We start from the raw sequence: 22,457 nt of genomic DNA, 5'->3' as shown, positions 1-22,457 counted from the left end.
GGTTGTGGCTGGTCGCGCCCGCGCGGCGGAGCCGCATATCAACTACAGCCCCGCGCCCCTTCGAGGCGCGCATCCTCCCCTTTCCCGTAAGGACCCGTCATGCGCAAATCATCCTTCCGCCGTACTTCCATCGCCCTCGCCGCCGTCACCACCTTGGCCCTCGCCGCCACCGCCTGCGGCGGCACCACCAAGAACGATGTGCAGGACCAGGGTTCGGGCTCCGGTGCCGCCGCCGGCAAGGCCGACCCGAACGCCGCCACCAAGAAGGGCCTGACCGTCGGCTTCCTGCCCAAGCAGGTCAACAACCCCTACTTCACCGCCGCCGACAAGGGCGGCCAGAAGGCGCTCACCGAGCTGGGCAGCAAGTACAAGGAGGTCGGCCCGTCCAGCGCCACCGACACCTCGGGCCAGGTCTCCTACGTCAACACCCTGACCCAGCAGCAGGTGAACGCGATGGCGGTGTCCGCGCAGGACCCCGGCGCCCTGTGCACCGCGCTGAAGCAGGCCATGAGCAACGGCATCAAGGTCGTCACCTACGACTCCGACACCAAGACCGACTGCCGCAACGCCTTCGTCTCGCAGGCCTCCGCCGAGGACCTCGGCCGCACCGAGGTGCAGCTCCTCGCCCAGCAGATCGGTTACAAGGGCGAGATCGCGATCCTGTCCGCCGCGCAGACCGCGACGAACCAGAACACCTGGATCGGCTACATGAAGGACGAGCTGAAGGACCCCAAGTACAAGGACGTCAAGCTCGTCAAGATCGCCTACGGCAACGACGACCCGCAGCAGTCCTTCCAGCAGACCCAGGGCCTGCTCCAGGAGCACCCGAACCTGAAGGGGATCATCTCCCCGACCACCGTCGGCATCAAGGCGGCCGCCCAGTACCTGTCCGGCTCCAAGTACAAGGGCAAGGTCAGGCTGACCGGCCTCGGCACGCCCAACGACATGCGCAAGTACGTCAAGAACGGCACCGTCGAGGCGTTCGAGCTGTGGGACCCGGCCAAGCTCGGCGACCTCGCCGCCCGCACCGCCGTCGCGCTGGCCTCCGGCCAGATCACCGGCAAGGAGGGCGAGACGTTCAAGGCCGGCTCCACGACGTACACCATCGGCAAGGACGGCGTGATCAGCCTCGGCAAGCCGACCGTGTTCGACGCCAAGAACATCGACCAGTTCAACTTCTGACCCACCAGGGGGGACCCACCGATGCAGCGCGTCTGCTTCCTGCTGAAGGTCCGCGCGGACCGGACGGCCGAGTACCGCGAACGGCATGCCGCCGTGTGGCCGGAGCTGCGCGCCGCGCTCACGGCCACCGGCTGGCACAACTACTCGCTCTTCCTGCGCGACGACGGCCTCCTGGTCGGCTACCTGGAGACCGAGGACTTCGAGGCCGCTCGGGCCGGGATGGAGGCGACCGAGGTCAACGCCCGATGGCAGGCGGAGATGGGGCCCTTCTTCGAGTCGCTCGACGGAGCCCGTCCCGACGAGGCGATGAGACCGCTCACGGAGGTCTTCCACCTGGCGTGACGTAGTGTGAAGCTCTCCCCGCCGCTTCCGAAGCCCAGGAGGTCCCTGCCCGATGGCCCAGTCGGTGGGTATCAAGGACGTGGCCCGCGCCGCCGGAGTGTCCGTCGGCACGGTGTCGAACGTGATCAACCGGCCGGACACGGTCGCCAGTGAGACCAGGGCACGGGTGCTGTCCGCGATCGACCGGCTCGGCTATGTCCGCAGCGAGTCCGCACGTCAGCTGCGCGCGGGCCGCAGCCGGATCATGGGGCTGCTCGTGCTCGACATGGGCAACCCGTTCTTCGTGGACGTCGCGCGCGGCGCCGAGCGGGCCGCGCGGGAGGCGGGGCTCGGCGTGATGGTCTGCAACAGCGCGCAGAGCGCCGGCGAGGAGGCCGAGTACCTGTCGCTGTTCGCCGAGCAGCGGGTGCGGGGCGTGCTGCTCACGCCCACCGACGCCTCCGGCCGCAACCTCGGCTCCTTCCGCCGGCACGGCATCCCGTTCGTGCTGGTCGACCGGGTCGCCGAGGGCGCCGCCGAGTGCTCGGTGTCCGTCGACGACGTCGCCGGCGGTGCTCTGGCGGTGCGGCACCTGGTGGACGCGGGGCACCGCTCGATCGCGTACGTCAGCGGCCCGTCCGGACTCAACCAGGTCCGCGACCGCCGTACCGGTGCCCTCAACGCCCTCGCCGAGGCCGGACTCGGCCCCGGCGCGCTGCGCGAGATCCCCACCGAGCGCCTCGACGTCGCCGCCGGCCGGGACGCCGGCGCCCGCCTGCTCGGCCTCGCCGACCGGCCCACGGCCGTGTTCTGCGCCAACGACCTGCTCGCGCTCGGTGTTCTCCAGGCCATGTACGCGGCCGGGGTCGGTGTCCCCGACGACCTCGCGATCGTCGGCTATGACGACATCGAGTTCGCCGCCGCCGCGGCCGTCCCGCTGACCTCGGTGCGCCAGCCCGCCGTCACCATCGGCGCACTCGCCGCGGAACTGCTGCTGGAGGAGACCGAGGAGGGCGGCACACAGCCGCACGAACACCGCCGCGTGGTGCTCCAGCCGGAGCTCGTCGTGCGCCGCTCCACCCTGCCGGGACGCTGACCCGCCGACCCGCCGGTCAGCGCCGGCGGGCAACCGCCGTCCCGTCGCCCCGGCGACGCGCGGCGGCCCCGCGTGTGCTGCACTGAGACCGCCCGCACCCACCGCCCCGCACCCACCGGCCGGCACCATCCGCACCCGCCGCCCACCCGCCACCCACCCACCGCTCGCACCGGGAGACGCGTTGACCGACCGCTACCGCCAGCCCGGCGTCCACCTCACCGACCGCCGCTTCACCGTGCCGCTCGACCACGCCGACCCCACGGGGGAGAGCATCGAGCTGTACGCCCGCGAAGTGGTCGCGAGCGACAAGGCCGGCCGGGACCTGCCGTGGCTGGTCTACCTCCAGGGCGGCCCCGGCTTCGGCGCGCAGCGCTTCACCGGGCGCACGGGCTGGCTGGACCGGGCGCTGCGCGAGTTCCGCGTCCTGCTGCTGGACCAGCGCGGCACCGGCGCCTCCACGCCCGCCAACCGCCAGACCCTGCCGCTGCGCGGCGGCCCGGCCGCGCAGGCCGACTACCTCACGCACTTCCGCGCCGACTCCATCGTCCGCGACTGCGAGGCGATCCGCCCGCAGGTCACCGGCGGCGCCCCCTGGACGGTGCTCGGGCAGAGCTTCGGCGGCTTCTGCACCGTCCACTACCTCTGCACCGCCCCCGAGGGCCTGGCCGCCGCGCTGATCACCGGCGGGCTGCCCTCGCTCGACGCCCACGCCGACGACGTCTACCGGGCCGCCTACCCGCGCATCGAGCGCAAGGTCGCCGCGCACTACGCCCGCTACCCGCAGGACGTCGAGCGGGCCCGCCGTATCGCCGACCACCTGCTCGGGCACGACGTGGTCCTGCCCGGCGGATACCGGCTCACCGCCGAGGCGTTCCAGTCCCTCGGCATCCTGCTCGGCACCGGCGACGGCAGCCACCGCCTGCACTACCTGCTGGAGGACGCGTTCGTGCCCACGCCGGGCGGCCGGGAACTGTCGGACGCCTTCCAGGAGGAGGTGCGGGGCCTGCTGTCGTACGCCGCGCACCCGCTGTACGCCCTCGTGCACGAGTCGATCTACGGTCAGGACGCCCGCCCCACCGCCTGGTCCGCCGAGCGGGTCCGCGCGGAATTCCCGCAGTTCGACGCGGTCAAGACGCTCGCCGGCGACGGGCCGCTGCTGTTCACCGGCGAGACGGTCCACCCCTGGATGTTCGACTGCGACCCGGCGCTGCGCCCGCTGAAGGAGAGCGCCGAACTGCTCGCCGCCCACACCGGCTGGACGCCCCTGTACGACCGCGAGCGCCTCGCGGCCAACGAGGTGCCGGTCGCCGCGGCCGTCTACCACGACGACATGTACGTCGACCCGGGCCACTCCCTCGCCACCGCGCGGGCGATCCGCTCCCTGCGCACCTGGGTGACCGACGAGTTCGAGCACGACGGGGTGCGCGTGGGCGGCCCGCGGGTCCTGGACCGGCTCCTCGCCCTCGCCCGCGACGAGGTGTGACGCCCGGCCGCACCGGCACGAGCCCGGGGCGGCCCGCAAGATCCACAAACCGGGGGCCGCTGTCACCGGCACGGGTTAGTGTGCGCCCATGACCGAACCGACGACGACCCAGTTGCGGCCCCTGCCCGAGGACTGGCAACGGGCTCTTGCCGTGGTGGCCCACCCGGACGACCTGGAATACGGCTGTTCGGCGGCCGTCGCCGCCTGGACCGACGCCGGCCGCGAGGTCTCCTACGTCCTGGCGACCCGGGGCGAGGCCGGCATCGACACGCTGGAGCCCGCCGTCTGCGGCCCGCTGCGCGAGCGGGAACAGCGGGCGAGCGCGGCGGTCGTCGGCGTGTCGAGCGTGGAGTTCCTCGACCACCGCGACGGAGTGATCGAGTACGGCCTGGGGCTGCGCCGGGACATCGCCGCCGCGATCCGCCGCCACCGGCCCGAGCTGGTCATCACCCTCAACCACCGGGACACCTGGGGCGGCGTCGCCTGGAACACCCCCGACCACGTGGCGGTCGGCCGGGCCACCCTCGACGCCGCCGCCGACGCGGGCAACCGCTGGATCTTCCCCGAACTGGTCGAGCAGGGTCTCGAACCCTGGAACGGCGTGCGCTGGGTCGCGGTGGCGGGCTCGGCCTCGCCCACCCACGCCGTGGACGCCACGCCGGGCATGGAGCGCGCGGTGCTCTCGTTGCTGGAACACCGCACCTACATCGAGGCGTTGACCGAGGAGGATCCGGAGATCTACGCCCGCGGCTTCCTCACGGCGAACGCCCGGGCCGCGGCGGAACGCTTCGGGGGCCGCCCGGCCGTGGCCTTCGAACTGTTCGGCAGATGACCCGGCAGCCGACGACACACGGGGGAGAGGCGCGCATGGACACCACCCAGGCACTGGCCGACCGCTTCGAGGAGCACCGCGGGCATCTGCGGGCCGTGGCCTACCGCATGCTCGGCTCGCTGGCCGAGGCGGAGGACGCCGTGCAGGAGACCTGGCTCAAACTCAGCCGCGCCGACGCCGACGCGATCGAGAACCTCGGCGGCTGGCTGACCACGGTGACCGGCCGCGTCTGCCTCGACCTGCTGCGCTCGCGCGCAGCGCGCCGCGAGGAGTCGATCGACGACCGGTTCGACACCCATGTCCCCGACCCCGAGCTGCGGCCGCTCGCCGGGCTCGATCCCGAGCGGGAAGTCCTGCACGCCGACTCCGTCGGCCTCGCCCTCCTGGTCGTCCTGGAGAACCTCGAGCCGGACGAGCGGCTCGCGTTCGTGCTGCACGACATGTTCGCCGTGCCGTTCGACGGCATCGCGCCGATCGTGGACCGCACCCCGGCCGCCACCCGCCAGCTCGCCAGCCGCGCCCGGCGCCGGGTGCGCGGCGCCGAGCCGGCCGCCGAGCCGGACCTCGGCCGGCAGAAGCAGGTCCTGGAGGCCTTCCTCGCCGCTTCGCGCGCCGGCGACTTCGAGGCGCTGGTCGGCGTGCTCCACCCGGAGGTCGTGCTGCGCGTCGACGCCGGGGCGCTGGTGCGGGGCGCCGGCTCCTCCAAGGTGCTCCAGGGCGCGAAGACGGTAGCCGAGCAGGCGCTGCTGTTCTCCCGGTTCGCCCCGTCCGCGCGGATGGTCCTGGTCAACGGCGCGCTCGGGTTCGTCAACGTGCCGGAGCAGGGTCCCGCGTCGGTCATGGGCCTCACCGTCGCCGACGGCCGCATCACCGGCATGTACATCCTGTCCGACCCCGAGCGGCTGGAGCGGCTGGACCTCGACGCCCTCGCCCGCTGACCCGGCTCAGCTGCCGGCCCCGCGCACGGGACAGCGCGGCGGGTGCGGCTCGTCCGCCCGCTCGTCGCCGTCCGGTCGCGGGGCCGGTACGGCGGCGGGTGCCCGGCGCTCCAGCCGCAGCCGCAGCCCCTCCGGCATCAGGGTGAGCCGTTCCGCCACCCGCAGCCGGTAGCCGGGGTCGGGCAGGAAGGAGTAGCGGCGCAGCAGCAGGCCGAGGACCAGCGTCGCCTCGTGCAGCGCGAACTGGCGGCCGATGCAGGCGCGCGCCCCGGTGCCGAACGGCTTGAAGACGTGCCCGGGCCGGGCCCGTACCGCGGCGGCGTCGAAGCGGTCCGGGTCGAACCCCTCGGCGTCCGCGCCCCACACCTCCGGATCGCGGTGCAGCATCGGTGTCAGCACCAGCGCCCAGGCGCCGCGCCGCATGGGGTGGTCCCCGGCCAGCACGGTGTCCTGACGGGCTTCCCGGGCGAAGGCGGGCGCGGTCGGCCACAGCCGCAGCGACTCGTCGAGCACCCGGCGCACGTACCGCAACTTGGCCACCTGCTCGTAGGCGGGCACCTCCGCCGCGCCCCACACCCGCTCGACCTCGGCGCGGGCGCGGGCGGCGATCTCGGGGTGCCGGGCGAGGTAGTGCAGCGCGAAGGAGAGCGCCCCGGAGGTGGTCTCGTGCCCGGCGACCAGGAAGGTGATGACCTGGCGGCGCACGTTGAGCGCGGACAGCCGTTCCCCGGTCTCGGGGTGAGCGGTCTCCAGCATTCGGTCGAGCAGATCTCCGTCCCCGCCGCCCGCCGCCCGGCGGGCCCTCACCACCTCGTCGACGGTCCGGTTCAGGTACGCCATGTCGGCCGCGTTGCGCCGGGTCGCCTCCCGCAGCAGGAGCGAGGCCGCCGGCGCGGGCACGGTGTTGAGCCGCTGCGCGTAGCTGAGGGTGCCGACCATGGCGGTCACGAAGGGGTGCAGCCGGGGCCGTTCGAAGGAGCCGAAGTCATGGCCGAAGCCGGTGCGGGCGATCGTCTCCAGGGTCAGCTTGGTCATGTCGCCGGGGACGTCGACGTCGTGGCCCTTGGCGGCGGACCGGTCCCAGTGCTCGGTCAGCCGCGCGGCGACGTCCAGCATCATCGGGTGGTAGGCCGCCATCGCCTCGCGGCTGAAGCCCGGTGCCAGGACGTCGTGCGCGAGCTGCCAGTTGGGCTCGTCGTTGTACGCGGTGAACAGCGCGTCCCCGACGACCGGGCGCAGATTGGCTATGCCGAGCCCCACGTGCTTGGCGAAGCGCGACTCGTCGGAGAGGTCGGCGACGAGTGAGCCGCCCCACACGAGCACGAACTCCTTGCCGAAGGCCCGCCGCCGGAAGATCGGGCCGAGCCGGCGGCCGAGCCGCACCGAGTCCTGCACCGGGGTGGTCCGGTTCGCGCCGAGGACGTCGCCGAGCAGGGGCAGCCGGTGCGGCGGGTGCGGGATGCGGTGCAGCTCGGGCCAGCCCAGCTCTGCGCTGCGGAACCCCCTGGTGGGGCGGTCCTCGTCTGCCCTGGCGACGGCCATGCGTGATCTCCCTTGATCCTGCGGCACGTTGAGCGGTGTCGTTCGCGGTGTTGTAGGCGGTGTCGTACCCATGTTGTACGTGGGTTCAATAACGTGATGCAGTCTCGTCCGGTCGTTGAATCCGCGTCAAGTACAGTGCGGGCATGGCCGCGAACCAGGGGCAGCGCACCCGCCGCCGGCTCAGCACCGCGGAGCGCCGGGAGCAGCTGCTGACCGTCGGCGCCCGGCTGTTCTCGGAGAGCCCTTACGACGACGTGTGGATCGAGCAGGTCGCCGAGATCGCCGGCGTCTCGCGCGGCCTGCTGTACCACTACTTCCCGACGAAGCGGGACTTCTTCGCCGCGGTCGTGGAGCGGGAGAGCGAGCGCATGCTGCGCATGACGGCGGCCGTGCCCGGTGTCCCGGTGCGCGAGCAGCTCTCCGCCGGCCTCGACGCGTATCTGGAGCATGTGCAGGCCCACGCCCACGGTTACCGCGCCTTCCACCGCGCCGACGCGGCCGGCGACCAGGCGGTGCGACGCGTCTACCGGCGGGCGCTGGCCGCGCAGGAGCGCCAGATCCTCGCCGCCCTCGCCGCCGACCCCGAGTTCGGCCCGCTCTTCGAGCAGCGCCCCGACGCCCGCCTCGCCGTGCGCGGCTGGCTGGCGTTCACGACGGCGGTCTGTCTGGAGTGGCTGCGCGGGCCGGACCTCGGCCGGGAACAGGTGCGGGACCTGTGCGCGCGGGCGCTGTTCGGAGTCCTCGCCGGCTGAACGTCCCGCGTGTCCGGGCGTGGTTGGCGTGCACCCTGATCTCCGATAAGTTAGGTGAGGCTTACCTAAGAGGAGGTTCGGATGGGTGACAGCCAGACCTGGGCCGACGCGCCCACAGCGGCCGAACGGGCGCGGTCCGTGCTCGCCGCGGCCTGGTCCTGCGCGGTGAGCGCCGAGGGCGGGCGCGAGGAGTTCGTGGGCGCGCACCGCGTCCGGGACGACGGACGGCTGCTGCTGCGCCTGCCCGACGACAGCGCGCTGCTCGCCGCCGCGATCCGCGTACCCCGCGGAGAGCCGGCCGCCGTGCTGGAGTTCGCCGACGTCGCCCCCGTACCCGTCCGGCACCGCATCCGTGCCCGGCTGTGGCTCGCCGGCTGGTTCACCCCGGACGACGACGACCAGGTCGCCTTCCACCCCACCCGCGTGGTCCTGCGCCGGTCCCGCGGCCCCGCCCTCGTCGCCGTCGACGACTTCGCCGCCGCCGCGCCCGACCCGCTGACCGGCGCCGAGGCACGGCTGCTCACCCACCTCGCCGACGCCCACCCGGACGCCGTCGAACGCCTGACGCGTCTGGTCGACCCCGGCAGCCTGCACGGCGCCGTGCGCGTCCGCCCGCTCGCCGTCGACCGGCACGGACTGACGCTGCGCATCGAACGCGCCCGCACCCACGGCGACGTACGCCTGCCCTTCCACGCCCCCGCCGGCGACGTCGCGCAGCTCACCGAGCGCCTGCACCACCTGCTCGCCCGGGCGAGCGGCTCACGCTGCCCGCGTGCCCTACAGCGGCAGCGCGCAGACGGCGACCGGTGAGGGGAACGGCTTTCCGGCCGGGCGCAGATCACCGGTGCGGCCGTCCACGTGGAAGACGCTGACCGTGCCGGACTTCTGGTTCGCGGCGAACAGCAGCCGGCCGTCGGGGGACAGGGCGATCTGCCGCGGGAAGTCACCCTCGACATCGGTGGTGCCCAGCAGCCTCAGCCGGGCGCCGGCCGCCTCCACCGCGTACCTGGCCACGCTGTTGTGGCCCCGGTTGGCGAGAAAGGCGAACCGGCCGTCGGCGGTGACGGCGAACTGCGCCGGATGGTTGGCGCCGGACGGCGCCCCCGTGGACTGCGGCGCGCCGACGCTCAGCCGCCCGCTCCGCGGGTCGTAGCCGCACACCATCACCGTGTTGCCGACCTCGCCGGCCAGATAGGCGTGGCGCCCGCCGGGATGGAACGTGAGATGGCGCGGGCCGGTGCCGGGCCGGGTGGGGGCCTGCGCCACCTCGGTGAGCCGACCGGTGCGCGGATCGAGGCGGTAGCTGTACACGGTGTCCGTGCCCAGGTCGACGGCGAGGACGTGACCGCCGTCGGGGCTCGTGACGACCTGGTGCGCGTGCGGCCCCTGCTGTCCGGGGCCCGGCGCCGGACGGGTGTGCGTGACCAGGTCCGCCCGCTCGCCCAGCGCGCCCGAGGCGGCGATCGGATGCACGGCCACGCTGCCGGAGCCGTAGTTGGCGCTCAGCAGCCACCGCCCGCTCGGATGCACCGACAGATGGCAGGGCGCCGCGCCCCCGGTGCTCCGGCTGCCCAGCACCGTGTGGTCGGCACGCCGGATCGCGGTCACCGCGCCGTCCTCCCGCTCGTCGACCGCGTACAGCGTCCGGCCGTCCGGATGCACCGCCAGATACGACGGGTCCGGCACCCCGCTCAGCGTGCCCTGTCCGGTGATCCGGCCCGTGCCGGGGTCGTAGACGGCCAGCCCGATGCCCGTGCCGCCGCCCGGCGCGGAGGTGTAGGTGCCGAGGTAGAGCGGACGCGGCCCGGACGAAGACCGGTCGGCCCGCCGGTACGGCCCCGCCGCGGGCCCGGCGGACTCCCGCTGGGGCCCGCACGCGGCGAGCGCGGCAGAGGCAGCCGCGCCACCGAGGGCGCCCACGACACCGCGCCGGCTCCAGACGCCCCCGCGCACCTCTTGCCCGCCACTGCCCATGCCCGCACCCCAGGTGTCGTCCGCCGCGCCGCTCGTGACAGCCACCCTCGCAAGACGGGTCCGGACCGTGCAACACCAGGTGCGGGCGTGCGCCGCGGGCGTCGGGCGTCACCGGTGCGATCCGCCCGGCTGGGCACCCTGGGGGCGCCCGCCGCGTCCGCTACCAGTCGCCGTCCGTCACCGGCTTGCCCGGGGCGTCCTTCAGCGGGTGGATCTGGTGCGGGGCCGGGGCCTGCCACGGGTCGTGGTCGTCGCCCAGCCAGTCACCGACCGGCTTGACCGACCGCAGCGGGTCGGCGGGGGCCAGATCGTGGGCGTCGGCGTCGTAGTAGTCGTACCAGGGCAGGCCCGCGCGCGTGTACGCGGCCCGGTCCACCGGGGAGGCCGGCGGGGCCTCGCCCGTGATGCGGCGCCACTCCGGCGGGGTCACCAGATGCACGAAGACGCGCCCGGCGGGCTCGGCCGCCCAGTCGGACAGCGGGCGGTCGTCGCGGTAGATCTCCTGACGCATCGATCCGCCCACGCCCAGCCCCATCGCCGCCCCGCCGCGCGGCGCGGCCCCCGGGGCGGCGGGCGCGGCACCCGGCGCGGGCGCCATGGCGGGCGCGGCGCCCGGCGGCGGCCCGCCATAGCCCCCGGTCGCGGTCGCGCGCATCGCCTCCGCGAGGCGCCGCTGCTCATGGCGCCACCGCTGCAGCGCCGGCTCACCGAGCGGGAACGACTGCATCTGCACGCCGCCCCACACCTCCTCGCCGGTGACCTGCCCCTCCACGGTCGCACCGAGGCCGAGCGGCACCGCGACGAACTGCCGTACCGTGCCCCTGCCGGAGTTGATGCCGTCCAGCCACGGCTGGCGGGGCAGGACGACGTAGTTCTGCGGGTCGCGGGACAGCCGCCCGGTCCACGGCTTGCCGGAGACCGCGCACACCTTGCCCGCGCCGACCTGGAGGGCGGCCGGCTCGGTGCTCCCGGCGAACGACAGCCACATCGCCTCGCGCAGATACACCGGCAGCATCACGCCACCGCGCGCCCGCCACGCCTCGGGCACGGTGTGCGGGTAGTCGGCGACCCGGCGCACCGGGAACTCGCCGAGCCCCGGCGGCAGCGCGTGGGTGCCCGACTCGGGCAGCCGCAGCGTACGGATGAACCGCACCGCCACACCCCCCGGCAGTCGCAGGGTGTTCCCGTCGATCCGCACGTCACCGCTCATCCGCACGCTCTCCCTGTGTGGTGCCTTTTCGGACACCGCGCGCGCGGTGCCGTCACGAAGAACGCCGGATCCCCGCCTTGCGGTTCCACCGCAGCCGCTCCGGAATGCGGCCGCGCAGGCGCCGGACGCCCCGTCGCAGCCGGCGCGGGCCCAGCCGCTCCCGCAGCGACGTCACCCACGGCAGCCGTTCGCGCTGCTCACGGGTGTGCCGGTCCAGTTCCTCCAGCAGCCGGCGCGAGCGGTGCTCGGTGTCCAGCTCGTCGAGCATGCGGTTGACCTCGGTCAGCACCGCGCCGCTCAGCTGCCAGTTCCGCGGGTCGTGCTGGACCTCCTCCAGCAGCAGCTGCGCCACCTTGTCCCGGGTGGCCGCGGCCTGCCGCAGCTGGGCGGTCAGCCGTTCCTCGGCCGACTCGGCGCTGAGGCTGACGTGCGTGGTGACCAGCACCGCGAAGCTGACCACCGCGTCGGCGATCTCGGACAGCAGCTCCTCGATCGCCGCGCCCGCGGCCTGCGGGAACAGCGGCTCCGGATCGCGCTCCTTGGCCAGGTCGGTCAGCGTGCGTGCGAGCACCCGCAGCACGACCGTGCAGATCTCCAGCGTGTCCAGACCGGTGCGCAGCACCACCCGGTGCAGCAGTCCCTCACGCACCCGCGGGTTGAACCGCAGGCTGTCCTCGGCCTGCCGCAGCGCCGCGTCCACCTCGGCGATGGCGTGGTCGAGCCGGCGTGCCTCGTGCAGCCGGGCCGCCGCCAGCTCGTAGGAGGGGCGCCCGGCGGCCTGCTCGCCGACGCGCAGCATCATCTGCCGGATCCGGCGCGCCAGGTCGTCGATGGAGTCGCCCGCCTCGTCCAGCCACACCGGCGGGGCAAGCAGCAGGTTGAACCCCATGCCGACCACCGCGCCGATCAGCGTCTCCAGGACGCGCGCCCAGGCGGTCGCGCCGTGCGCGGTCACGCCGAGGATCAGCATGGCGCTGATCGCGACCTCCTGGACGTACTCCTCGACGCGCACCAGATGGCCGACCGCCAGCGCGGCCACGATCACCAGCGCCAGGCTCCACCAGGTCAGGCCCACCAGCAGGCTGAACGCGATGGCGACGAGCACGCCGGCCACCACGGCGTTCACCCGGCGGATGCCGTTGGTGAGCGTGGCGTACAGGGTGACCTGGACGACCAGCAGCGCGGTCAGCGGCGCGGTCAGCGGGGCGGGCTCGGGGCTCAGCCGGACCGCGACGACGTAGGCGACCGTCGCCGCGGCCGCCGACCGCAGTGCCTGGACGACCGAGGGGTCCCGGCGCCACTGCCACAGCCGTGCACCCCACTGCCGCAGTCGCGCGAAGGCCGGCGTCCACTCACGTGCATCTCGCATCCCTTGGCCTGTTCCCGTTCCTCCGGAGCCTCGAACGCCCCATGGCCGAAACCGAACGCCTACGGCCCACCGCGAAGCCCGGGCGGGCCTTCCCGGTGGGGGCTTCGAGCGTTGCGGGCGGCGGGATGCGAAACCGCCGTCCGGCGGGACCGGCGAAACCTACCGACCTGCGCGAACCGGCGACCGGCCGGTCACGCGTCGATCTTGTCCAGGAAGGTGAACAGGTTGGCCGTCATCCGGGCGATCTGCTCCTCCAGGGTCAGGCTCTCCTCGAACCGGGTGCCGTTCTCCGGCACTTTCTTGCCACGGACATACAGAGAGCAGGCGAGGTCGGTGCACATGTACAGGCCCACCGAATTCCCCTCCCGCCCCGCCGCGCCCGCCTTGCGCGCGGTCATCAGCGACACGCCACCGCGCGGATGCGCGGTCAGGCACAGTCCGCACAGGCTGCGCTGCATCAGGGCGCGCTGGGCGGGCGTGAACCGGAACGTGACGCCGACCGGCTCCCCGTCCCGCTCGGTGACCAGATAGGCGCGGTCGGGAGCGCCCGGATCGCGCCAGCCCAGGAAGTCCAGGTCGTCCCAGGGCCGTGCGTCGAGATCACGGGGCACCGCCAGCCGCTTCGCCTCGCCCTTGGAGCAGTTGATAAACGAGTTGCGGATGTCCCGCTCGGTGAGTGATCTCATGAGTGCTTCCTGGTATCGGACCTAGGAGCCCTAGGTTTTCGCCTAGGTTAGGCAGGGGTGAGGAGAAGACGCCAATGAGTTTCCCCGGGAACACCACACCGCGGGCGCGGGCGGCGCTGGGGCACGTCGCGGCGCGCTCGGCCGGCCCGGCCGTCGCCGCGGACCTCACCATCACGATGAACTTCCACCCCGACCGGCTGATCCGCGGCGAGCCGGTCCTGCGGGCGCTGGCCCGGGACGGCGCCTACCACTCGCAGTTCGTCACCGGCACCAGCAACGGCGGCCTCACCGCCCACCCCGGCGGGGACCGCTTCAGATGGGAGAGCCGCATCTTCGGCGGCGCCTACGACGACGCCGACCCGCACGAGCGGCCCGTGTACGGCGCGCTCGACTTCCGCCGTCAGGTCGTCGGCGCCGCACCCCGCTTCGGCTCCGCGCACTTCCGGCTCACCCCGGCCGTGCTCGCCCGTGCCACCTTCTGCTACCCCGACAGCGCCGCCGAGCCCACCGACTTCGGCGTCGCCGCCGGCATGCACCTGATCGCCCTCGCCGAGGCCGACGACCAGGACCCCCTGGACGACTACATCGAGGCCCAGGTCCACGGCGGCGTCGACCTGGCCCGGGACACCGAGGCGCTGGTCCTGGACGCCTGCTACCGCGGCACCCCGGTGGAGGCGGCCGCCCGGATGCTGCCCTGCCCCGTCGAGTGGCACCCCGGCTACCGGCTCACCGTGGACGCGCTGCGCCGCCACGCCGACTACCGGGGCGCCCAGTACGCCGAGCTGGGCGCCCGCATCGCGCGGGACGGCGTGATCGACCCGCGCGCCCTCGGTGACGCGGCCCGCAGCGGACGGTACGCCCCGCAGGACCTGAAGATGGTCTGGCACACCCTCGCCCGCTTCGGCGCCCCCGAGGGCGCGGGCACGGCGTGCTCTGCGGGCGCCACGGAGGGTGCGGGCACGGTCTAATCTGCGGGCGCCCCCGAAGGTGCGTGGGCGGCCTGCTCGGCGGCTGCCGCCGAGGGTGCGGGCACCGCGTGCTCGGCGGGCGCCGCAGAGAGTGCGGGCACCGGGTGCTCGGCGGGCGCCGCAGAGAGTGCGGGCAGCGCGTGCTCGCCCAGCGCCACCGACAGCGCGGGTGCCGCCTACTCGGTGGGCGGCACGGCCGGGGCCGGCGGCCACACCCCGGCCGTCAGGACGCCGGAGGCGTAGGCGCGGGCCACCAGCTCCGTGCGGTTCGCCGCGCCCCAGCGGGCCGACAGCCGCCGCAGGTGGTACGTCACGCCGTCCGCCGTCAGGCCCGTCTCCCGCGCGGCGCGGGCGGTGGTGGCGCCCTCCGCCAGCAGCGCGAGGATACGGGCCTCGACGGGGGTGACCCGCGCGGACGGCCGGTCCCGTGGCGCGCGTTCGTCCAGCGCGCGCAGCATCACCAGCAGCGCGGGCGTGTCGTCGGCGGTGTCGCTCACCGGGTCGGCCGTCAGCTCCCCGAACCGCTCGGCCCCGCCCGGCGCGCTCCAGCGCACGGACACCTGGTAGCGGGAGCGGTGACGCAGCCGCAGCGCCTGCGCGATCCGCTCCACCTGTGCCTCCTCCAGCGGCCGGAACAGCTCCAGCACCTGCCGGCCGCGCAGCCGCCCCGGCGTCGTACCGCACTCGGCGGCCATCGCCGGATTGGCCAGCAGCAGCGCGCCGTACACATCGCAGACCGCGACCGGCACCGCCACCCGGTCGAAGAGCGTCAGCGCGCGGTTGCGCCACACCACGGCCTCCTGCCGACCCCACTCCACCAGCACCTCCAGCCACTCGGCGCAAGGGCGACCCGTCACCGCCCACTACACAATCATGTAGTCGCCCGGCGCGGTCCGACGGGGCCCGTCGATCAGGGTGGAGCGCAGCACGTCCTTACCGCGAAAGGCAGTTGTCGCGCCATGCCGCCCACCGCAGCGCACCCCCGGACCGCCACCGGCCTTCCCGGCGTCCCCGTCGTCGACATCACCGCGACCGGCCCCGGCCTCACCCCGATCCAGCAGGTCATGGACCTGATGCGGGAGCACGGACCGGTGCTGGTGCGACGGCTGCACGGCCGGGACACCCTGTTCGTCGCCGACCTCGGCCTCGTGACCGACCTCGCCGACGAGCAGCGGTTCGCCAAGCACGTGGGCCCCGCACTGCAGAACGTCCGGGAGTTCGCCGCCGACGGCCTGTTCACCGCGTACAACGACGAGCCCAACTGGGCCAAGGCGCACGACATCCTGATGCCGGCCTTCGCGCTCGGCTCGATGCGCACCTACCACCCGGTCATGCTGAAGGTCGCGCGCCGGCTGGTCGCCGCCTGGGACCGGGCCGCCCGCGACGCACGGCCGGTCGACGTCGCCGACGACATGACCCGGATGACCCTGGACACCATCGGACTGGCCGGATTCGGCTACGACTTCGGCTCCTTCGAACGGGAACAGCCGCACCCCTTCGTCGAGTCGATGGTCCGCTGCCTGCACTGGAGCATGACCCGTCTGGCCCGCACCCCGGGCGAGGACCACTCCGCCGCCGACGCCGCCTTCCGGGACGACGCCGCCTACCTCGCGCAGGTCGTCGACGACGTCATCGCCGCCCGCACCGGCGCGCACGCCGGACCCGCCGGCCAGGACACCGCCGATCTGCTCGGTCTGATGCTCACCGCCTCACACCCCGCCGACGGAACCACCCTGGACCTCGCCAACATCCGCAACCAGGTCATCACCTTCCTGATCGCCGGCCACGAGACGACGTCCGGCGCGATGTCGTTCGCGCTGTACCACCTGGCCAAGGACCCCACCGCCCTGAACCTCGTGCGCCGGGAGGTCGACGCCCTGTGGGGCGACACCGCCGACCCGGAGCCGACGTACGAGGACGTGGGCCGGCTGCCGTGCACCCGGCAGGTGCTGAGCGAGGCGCTGAGGCTGTGGCCGACCGCCGCCGCCTTCAGCCGGCACGCCCGCGAGGACACCCTGCTCGGCGGGCGCCTCCCACTGCGCGCCGGTCAGGCCGTCACCGTGCTCACACCGATGCTGCACCGGCAGCCCGTGTGGGGTGACAACCCCGACCTCTTCGACCCCTCCCGCTTCACGCCCGAAGCCGAGGCGGCCCGCTCCGTGCACGCCTACAAGCCCTTCGGCACCGGCGAACGCGCCTGCATCGGGCGGCAGTTCGCCCTGCACGAGGCCACCATGCTGCTGGCGATGCTGGTCCACCGCTACCGGTTGCACGACCACGCCGGCTACCGGCTCGACGTCAAGGAGACCCTCACCCTCAAGCCCGAGGGCTTCACCCTGACCCTGACCCCGCGCACTCCCGCCGACCGCGTCCACCCCCCGCTGCCGGGCGCGGCCCCCGCCCGGGCCGTGCGGACGCCCGCCCCCGACACCCTGCCCGCCCGGGTCCGCCCCGGCACCGGCGCCCTCTTCCTGCACGGCAGCAACTACGGCACCTGCCGCGCCTTCGCCGCCCAACTCGCCGACGAGGCAGGGGAGATCGGCTGCGCGACGGAGGTCGCCGCCCTGGACGCGTACGCGGACGCGCTGCCCACCGACCGGCCGGTGATCATCACCGCCGCCTCCTACAACGGCCGCCCCACCGACGACGCCACCGCCTTCACCGCCTGGCTGGACGGCGAGCCCGACCTGAGCGGTGTCACCTACGCCGTCCTCGGCGTCGGAGACCGCAACTGGGCCGCCACCTACCAGCAGGTGCCCGCCCTCGTCGACGAACGCCTCGCCGCCCTCGGCGCCGTCCGGCTCACCGACCGCGCCGCCGCCGACGCCTCCGGCGACCTCACCGGCGCCGTCCGCGACTTCACCGCAGGGCTGCGTACCGCCCTGCTGGAACGGTACGGCGACCCCGACGCGGCCCCCGCGCAGGGTGAGGAACCGGCCGCGGCCTACGAGGTACGCGCCCTCACCGGCGGCCCCCTCGACGCGCTCGCCGAGCGGCACGAACTGGTGCCGATGACCGTGACCGAGGCGTACGACCTCACCGCGCCCGCCCACCCGCGCCGCAAGCGGTTCCTCCGCCTCGCGCTGCCCGACGGCGTCACCTACCGCACCGCCGACCACCTCACCGTGCTGCCCGCCAACGCCCCCCGTCTCGTCGAGCGGGCGGCCGCCGCCCTCGGCGCCGACCTCGCAACCGTCCTGGACATCCGGCCCACCCGCAGCCGGCGCGACGCTCTCGCCGTCGACCGGCCGGTGACGGTGCGCGAACTGCTCACCCACCACGTCGAGTTGCAGGAGCGGCCCGGCCCGGACCGGATCGCCGCCTTCGCCGCCGCCAACCCGTGCCCGCCTGAGCGCGCCGCCCTTCACGCGCTGCCCGGGGACGATCCGCGCACCCTGATCGAGCTGTTCGAGGACCACCCGGCCCTGCGCGGCGCCCTCGACTGGCCGGCGCTGCTGGACCTGTTCACCCCGCTGCGCCCGCGCCACTACTCGATCTCCTCGTCCCCCGCCGCCGACCCGCGCCACGCCGACCTGATGGTCTCGGTGCTGAACGCCCCGGCCCGCTCAGGGAAGGGCGACTACACCGGCACCGGCTCCGGCCACCTCGCCTCCCTGCGCCCCGGGGACACCGTGTACGCGCGCGTGCAGCCCTGCCGGGCGGCCTTCCGCGTGGACCACTCCGCCCCGGTCGTCCTGGTCGCCGCCGGCACCGGCCTCGCCCCGTTCCGCGGCGTGATCGCCGACCGCACCGCCGCCCTCGCGGCCGGCGCCGAACTGCCGCCCGCGCTGCTGTACTTCGGCTGCGACGCGCCGGACGCGGACTTCCTGCACGCCGAGGAGCTGCACGCCGCCGAGGCCGCCGGCGCGGTGTCCCTGCGCCCCGCCTTCAGCGCGGCCCCGGCCGACGGAGCGATGTTCGTCCAGCACCGCATCGCCGCCGAGGCCGAGGAGGTCGCCGGGCTGCTGGACGCGGGCGCCCGCGTGTACGTCTGCGGCGACGGCGCACGCATGGCGCCGGGCGTGCGCGAAGCGTTCCGCAGGATGCACCAGGACCGCACCCCCGGCGCCGACGAGACCGCGGCGCAGGAGTGGCTGGACCGGATGGCCGCCGCCGGGCGGTACGTGGAGGACGTGTACGCGGCCGGGTGACGTGACGCCCCGCCCCGGTGACCGCCTTACCTTCCTCCATGAACTAAGGGATGGGGAAAGTGTCATCCCGCGCCTTACGGCGATAGGGTGCAGATCGGCGAAGGCGGAGGGAGCCACATGGCGGGGCGGAACGGGCGCACGGTACGCGATCTGAGGCGGGCCAACCGTACGGCCGTACTCCAACGCCTGTACTTCGACGGGCCGCTCAGCCGCTTCGAGCTCGGCCCGGCCACCGGGCTCAGCTCCGGCTCGATCAGCAACGTCGTCGCCGACCTGATCGCCGACGGCCTGCTGGAGGAGGCCGGCAGTGTCGACTCCGACGGCGGCCGCCCCCGCACCCTGCTGCGCGTCGCCCCCGGCAGCGGCCGCATGATCGGCGTCGACGTCGGCGAGACCCGGGTCCGTGTCGAGCTGTTCGACCTCACCCTCACCGAGCTGGCCCGCGCCGAGCGGCCGCTGGAACAGCGGGGATACGCCGTCGAGACGATCGTCGGCCACATCCGCGACGGCATCGCCGAGGTGCTCACCGCCTCCGGCACCGGCGCGCAGGCGCTGCTCGGCGTCGGCATCGGCGTCCCCGGGATCGTGGAGCACACCCCCGAGCACGGAGCCGTCGTGCACGGGCAGACCATCGGCTGGGACGCCGCCCCGCTGGAGGCGCTGCTGCGCGCGGGCTCCCCGCTGCCGGAGTCCGTGCCGTACTTCATCGACAACGGCGCGAAGACCCTCGGCCAGGCCGAGATGTGGTTCGGCGGCGGACGCGGCGCCCGCAACGCCGTCGTCGTGCTGTTCGGCTCCGGCGTCGGCGCCTGTCTGGTCACCCCGGACGTGGAACACGGGCGGGCCGTGGAGTGGGGCCATCTGACCGTACGGGTGCGGGGGCGGCGCTGCCGCTGCGGCGCCCTCGGCTGCCTGGAGGCGTATGCCGGGGCCGAGTCGCTGCTCGCCCGCTGGGCGGAGGAGGGCGGCCGGCCCCCGCGGGGCAGCGACGAGGAGGCGGCCCTGACCGCCATGCTCGCCGCCGCCTACCCTCCCGAGGGCACCGCGCCCGACCCGGTCGCGCTCGCCGTCCTGGAGGAGACCGCCGAGTACCTGGGCGCGGGCCTGTCCGACCTGATCAACCTCTTCCAGCCCGAGCGGATCCTGATCGGCGGCTGGGCCGGCCTCCAGCTCGGCGCCCGCTTCCTGCCCGCGGTGCGCCGCCACGCCACCGCGTACGCGCTTCGGCACCCGGCCGAGAAGGTCGCCGTCGAACTGGGCCGGCTGGGCCCCGACGCGGTGACGGTGGGCGCGGCGATCCTCCCGCTGGCCGACTTCTTCGGCCGCGGCGGCCGCCGCCCCGAACCGGCCGCGCAGAGCCCGGAGCCGGCCTGGCGTACGGCCCTGGAGGACCGGGTGCCGCGCTGACCCGGCGCGTCCGCAGGGGTACGGCTTCCTTGATCACCGAGCGGGTTTCGCGGGACCGCCGCACGGTACTCGCGGGGGCCGGACGAGCGGAGAGGAGCATGTCGTGGACGAGCATCGCGCCGAGGCGCCCGGAGAGAACGGCGACCCCATCCCGCGTGACCTGCCCGACCAGCAGGCCGACGTCGGCGAGGACCCCTGGGAGGTTCCCACCCCGGCCGCCCGGCCCGCCAACCGGGGCGCCGGGGACGAGGGCGCCGCGGACGACGGCGGGGCCGACGACGTGCCCGACACCGACGAGGCGGGCACGGGCCGCGAGGGCGCGTCGCAGCCTCGGGGCGTCCACCAGGGCGAGCCGCTCCCGGACGAGCCGCCGGGCTGAGGGCGGGGTCAGGGGGGCCCGGCGGTCGGGGGGCGGCCCCGGCGGGAGACGGCTCGTAGAGGTGAGCCCGCCGAGCCCCGGCCCCCAGCCCCCCCGGCCTGTGCCCCCGCCGGGCCCGCGCCCCCGGCGGCCCTCTCAGCCCACCTTCCGGCCCGCCATCGGGGCCGTCTTCGCGCCCGCGCCCTGCTGGAGGCCCTCCAGGAACTCCTGGATCACGTCGGTCGCCGAGCGCTCCGGGAGCCACCCGAGTTCGACCCGGGCGCGGGTGCAGTCCATCAGGGGCAGCCTGAGCACCGCGTCGAAGAGGTGCGGCGACGCCGGCAGCAGATGCAGTCCCCACGCGGCGGCGATCGCCGAGCGGGCCGCCGTACGCGGCAGCCGCACCGGACGCGCGCCGAGCAGCTCGCCCAGCACCCGCGCGTCCAGCGGGGGCTCGGCGGCCAGGTTGAAGGGGCCGCGCGCGTCGGAGGCGACCGCGAGCTGGTAGGCCCGGGCCGCGTCGTCGGTGTGCAGGGCCTGCACCCGCAGCCCCGGGATGTCCGGCAGGAAGGGCAGCAGCTCCGGGCGGGCCAGCGGTCCGGGCAGGAGGCGCCCGCCGAAGATGCGGCGCTGCTCGCTGGCCGACTCCCGCTTGAACAGGAACGCCGGCCGCATCCGCACCACCCGCGTCCCGGGGTGCTCCCGCTCGAAGGTGTCCAGCGTCCGCTCCAGATACGCCTTCTCCCGGCAGTACGCGGCATCGGGCCAGCCGTGCGTGGGCCAGGACTCGTCGACCGCGTGGTCCTTCGGCCCCGGCGAGTACGCCCCGACGGAGGAGGCGTGCACCAGCGCGGGCACCCCTGCGGCCGCCGCCGCCTCGAACACCTGAATGCTGCCGAGGACGTTCGTCCGCCAGGTGGTCGCCGGGTCGTGCGTCGGCTGGAACGCCCACGCCAGATGGATCACCGCGTCCGCGCCCGCGAAGCGCTCCGCGAGGCCCGCCCGCTCGGAGGCCAGGTCGACGGCCGACCACTCCGTCTTCGGCGGTGACCAGTCGGGCACCCGGCGGGCCAGGCCCAGCACCGACCCGACCTGGGGGTCCTGCGACAACAGCCGCACCACGCTGGTGCCGACATTGCCGGTGGCGCCCGTGACGACGATCCTGCTGCCCGAGGTGCTGCTCACCTTCGGCTCCCTTCTGCGCGGCGGCTGGACGGCCCGGGTACCCGCCGCCCGGCCGGACACGCAGCACGGCGACGGCCATGACCTCCCGGGTAATCGACCGGCGCCCCGGGCCGCCGCGACGATGAGGGACGTACCCGCCCACCGGATCGCAGGAGGACGTCCCATGCCGTACTTCGCCAGCCCCGTCGACGGCGCCCGGCTGCACTTCGCCGACCACGGACCGGCCGACGGACCCGTGCTCGTCTTCGTCAACAGCGCCTATTTCGGTACGGACATGTGGCAGGCGCAGACGATCCCGCTCGCGGAGGAGGGCTTCCGGTGCGTCGGCCTGGACCGGCGCGGCCACGGCCGCTCGGACGACGTGTGGGGCGGCTTCGACCTGGACAGCCTCGCCGACGACGTTCAGGGCCTGCTCGACCACCTCGACCTGCGCGGGGTCACCCTCGTCGCCCACTCGGTCGGCACCGTGGAGGCCGTGCGCTGCCTGACCCGGCACGGCGTTGCGCGGGTCGCCCGGCTCGCCCTGGTGTCCGGCGTGGCTCCCGGCCTGGTCCGCTGCGCCGACCACCCCGACGGGCTGGAGCCCGAGGCGATGCGGGCGTTCAACGACACCGTGCGACGGGACCGCTCCGCGTTCTTCGCGGACGGCGCGGACTCCTTCTTCGCCCGTCACCTGCCGGGCAACGAGCTCTCCGACGCCTATGTGCAGTCCATGGTCCGGGCCTGCCACGTCTCCACACCCCGTGCCGGGGCCGCGCTGCGCGAGCTGATCGCCGGGCTGAACCTGGCGCCGGAGATCACCAAGCTCGACCTGCCCGTCCTGGTGATCCACGGCACCCACGACACCTCCGCGCCGCTGGAGCTCACCGGCCGCCGCACGGCCGAGCTGGCGCCCGACGCCACGCTGAAGGTGTACGGCAACGGCGGCCACGGGCTGTTCGCCACCCACGCCGGCCAACTCACGTCGGACCTCCGGGAGTTCGCGACGAGTCGCTGAAACGGG

The 22,457-nt window shown here is 74.5% G+C and carries 20 protein-coding genes; 13 read left to right on the top strand and 7 right to left on the bottom strand.

The features are described 5' to 3' along the window. Nucleotides 1-99: 99 nt before the first annotated feature. From rhaS to AC0B9F_RS25790, 6 genes are all read left to right on the top strand, one after another. The gene (rhaS, locus tag AC0B9F_RS25815; RefSeq protein WP_472006515.1) at nt 100-1,182 is read left to right on the top strand and encodes a rhamnose ABC transporter substrate-binding protein; all 1,083 of its coding nucleotides are present in this window, start codon (nt 100-102) and stop codon (nt 1,180-1,182) included. A gap of 21 nt (nt 1,183-1,203) precedes the next feature. After that, nucleotides 1,204-1,524 carry an L-rhamnose mutarotase gene (locus tag AC0B9F_RS25810; RefSeq protein ID WP_472006513.1) on the top strand — a complete coding sequence of 107 codons (321 nt, stop codon included), beginning with the start codon at nt 1,204-1,206 and terminating at the stop codon, nt 1,522-1,524. Nucleotides 1,525-1,576: 52 nt separating this feature from the next. Then, a complete protein-coding gene (locus AC0B9F_RS25805; RefSeq protein WP_472006511.1) occupies nt 1,577-2,599 on the top strand; it encodes a LacI family DNA-binding transcriptional regulator in 1,023 nt (340 codons plus the stop codon). A gap of 181 nt (nt 2,600-2,780) precedes the next feature. Beyond that, the gene (locus AC0B9F_RS25800) at nt 2,781-4,082 is read left to right on the top strand and encodes an alpha/beta fold hydrolase (RefSeq protein ID WP_472006510.1); all 1,302 of its coding nucleotides are present in this window, start codon (nt 2,781-2,783) and stop codon (nt 4,080-4,082) included. A gap of 88 nt (nt 4,083-4,170) precedes the next feature. Further along, on the top strand, nt 4,171-4,914 hold the full coding sequence (locus tag AC0B9F_RS25795) for a PIG-L deacetylase family protein (RefSeq protein ID WP_472006508.1): 744 nt from the start codon (nt 4,171-4,173) through the stop codon (nt 4,912-4,914). Nucleotides 4,915-4,949: 35 nt separating this feature from the next. Continuing rightward, nucleotides 4,950-5,852, top strand: a complete 903-nt coding sequence (locus tag AC0B9F_RS25790) for a sigma-70 family RNA polymerase sigma factor (RefSeq protein ID WP_472006507.1) — start codon at nt 4,950-4,952, stop codon at nt 5,850-5,852. A 6-nt stretch (nt 5,853-5,858) separates the two neighbouring features. Here the strand turns inward: AC0B9F_RS25790 and AC0B9F_RS25785 are convergent, their stop codons facing one another. Next, nucleotides 5,859-7,394 carry a cytochrome P450 gene (locus AC0B9F_RS25785; protein WP_472006505.1) on the bottom strand — a complete coding sequence of 512 codons (1,536 nt, stop codon included), beginning with the start codon at nt 7,392-7,394 and terminating at the stop codon, nt 5,859-5,861. 143 nt (nt 7,395-7,537) lie between these two features. On the opposite strand from AC0B9F_RS25785, the gene AC0B9F_RS25780 reads away from it, so the two are divergent. Both AC0B9F_RS25780 and AC0B9F_RS25775 read left to right on the top strand, forming a co-directional pair. Continuing rightward, a complete protein-coding gene (locus AC0B9F_RS25780; protein ID WP_472006503.1) occupies nt 7,538-8,146 on the top strand; it encodes a TetR/AcrR family transcriptional regulator in 609 nt (202 codons plus the stop codon). Between the two features lie 81 nt (nt 8,147-8,227). After that, complete coding sequence (locus AC0B9F_RS25775; RefSeq protein ID WP_472006501.1) at nt 8,228-8,956, top strand: DUF2470 domain-containing protein; 729 nt, start codon at nt 8,228-8,230, stop codon at nt 8,954-8,956. Here the strand turns inward: AC0B9F_RS25775 and AC0B9F_RS25770 are convergent. The 4 genes from AC0B9F_RS25770 to AC0B9F_RS25755 form a co-directional block, all read right to left on the bottom strand. Continuing rightward, nucleotides 8,924-10,120 (bottom strand): lactonase family protein, encoded by a 1,197-nt coding sequence (locus tag AC0B9F_RS25770; protein WP_472006744.1) that lies wholly within the window; start codon nt 10,118-10,120, stop codon nt 8,924-8,926. The genes AC0B9F_RS25775 and AC0B9F_RS25770 overlap by 33 nt on opposite strands. Before the next feature lie 160 nt (nt 10,121-10,280). Next, on the bottom strand, nt 10,281-11,330 hold the full coding sequence (locus AC0B9F_RS25765; RefSeq protein WP_472006499.1) for a hypothetical protein: 1,050 nt from the start codon (nt 11,328-11,330) through the stop codon (nt 10,281-10,283). Nucleotides 11,331-11,382: 52 nt separating this feature from the next. Continuing rightward, nucleotides 11,383-12,699: an FUSC family protein gene (locus AC0B9F_RS25760; RefSeq protein WP_472006497.1), complete on the bottom strand. Its 1,317-nt coding sequence runs from the start codon at nt 12,697-12,699 to the stop codon at nt 11,383-11,385. Between the two features lie 191 nt (nt 12,700-12,890). Next, entirely contained in the window at nt 12,891-13,385 is a 495-nt protein-coding gene (locus AC0B9F_RS25755) for an FBP domain-containing protein (RefSeq protein ID WP_472006496.1), read from the bottom strand. Between the two features lie 74 nt (nt 13,386-13,459). On the opposite strand from AC0B9F_RS25755, the gene AC0B9F_RS25750 reads away from it, so the two are divergent. Next, on the top strand, nt 13,460-14,353 hold the full coding sequence (locus AC0B9F_RS25750) for a DUF3626 domain-containing protein (RefSeq protein ID WP_472006495.1): 894 nt from the start codon (nt 13,460-13,462) through the stop codon (nt 14,351-14,353). A gap of 176 nt (nt 14,354-14,529) precedes the next feature. Here the strand turns inward: AC0B9F_RS25750 and AC0B9F_RS25745 are convergent, their stop codons facing one another. Further along, on the bottom strand, nt 14,530-15,171 hold the full coding sequence (locus AC0B9F_RS25745; RefSeq protein ID WP_472006742.1) for a PAS domain S-box protein: 642 nt from the start codon (nt 15,169-15,171) through the stop codon (nt 14,530-14,532). A gap of 141 nt (nt 15,172-15,312) precedes the next feature. On the opposite strand from AC0B9F_RS25745, the gene AC0B9F_RS25740 reads away from it, so the two are divergent. The 3 genes from AC0B9F_RS25740 (at nt 15,313) to AC0B9F_RS25730 (ending at nt 20,290) form a co-directional block, all read left to right on the top strand. After that, nucleotides 15,313-18,504: a cytochrome P450 gene (locus AC0B9F_RS25740; protein WP_472006494.1), complete on the top strand. Its 3,192-nt coding sequence runs from the start codon at nt 15,313-15,315 to the stop codon at nt 18,502-18,504. Between the two features lie 117 nt (nt 18,505-18,621). Further along, on the top strand, nt 18,622-19,911 hold the full coding sequence (locus tag AC0B9F_RS25735; RefSeq protein WP_472006492.1) for an ROK family protein: 1,290 nt from the start codon (nt 18,622-18,624) through the stop codon (nt 19,909-19,911). A gap of 103 nt (nt 19,912-20,014) precedes the next feature. Then, nucleotides 20,015-20,290, top strand: coding sequence for a hypothetical protein (locus AC0B9F_RS25730; RefSeq protein ID WP_472006490.1), 276 nt, complete (start codon nt 20,015-20,017; stop codon nt 20,288-20,290). A gap of 135 nt (nt 20,291-20,425) precedes the next feature. Here the strand turns inward: AC0B9F_RS25730 and AC0B9F_RS25725 are convergent, their stop codons facing one another. After that, nucleotides 20,426-21,454, bottom strand: a complete 1,029-nt coding sequence (locus AC0B9F_RS25725; RefSeq protein WP_472006488.1) for an SDR family oxidoreductase — start codon at nt 21,452-21,454, stop codon at nt 20,426-20,428. Between AC0B9F_RS25725 and AC0B9F_RS25720 the strand changes: the two genes are divergently transcribed. Further along, nucleotides 21,420-22,451: an alpha/beta fold hydrolase gene (locus AC0B9F_RS25720; RefSeq protein WP_472006486.1), complete on the top strand. Its 1,032-nt coding sequence runs from the start codon at nt 21,420-21,422 to the stop codon at nt 22,449-22,451. The genes AC0B9F_RS25725 and AC0B9F_RS25720 overlap by 35 nt on opposite strands. Nucleotides 22,452-22,457 lie beyond the last annotated feature (6 nt).

Source organism: Streptomyces sp. NPDC097129, assembly GCF_055668065.1.
This window is presented reverse-complemented; position numbering and strand designations above follow the sequence as displayed.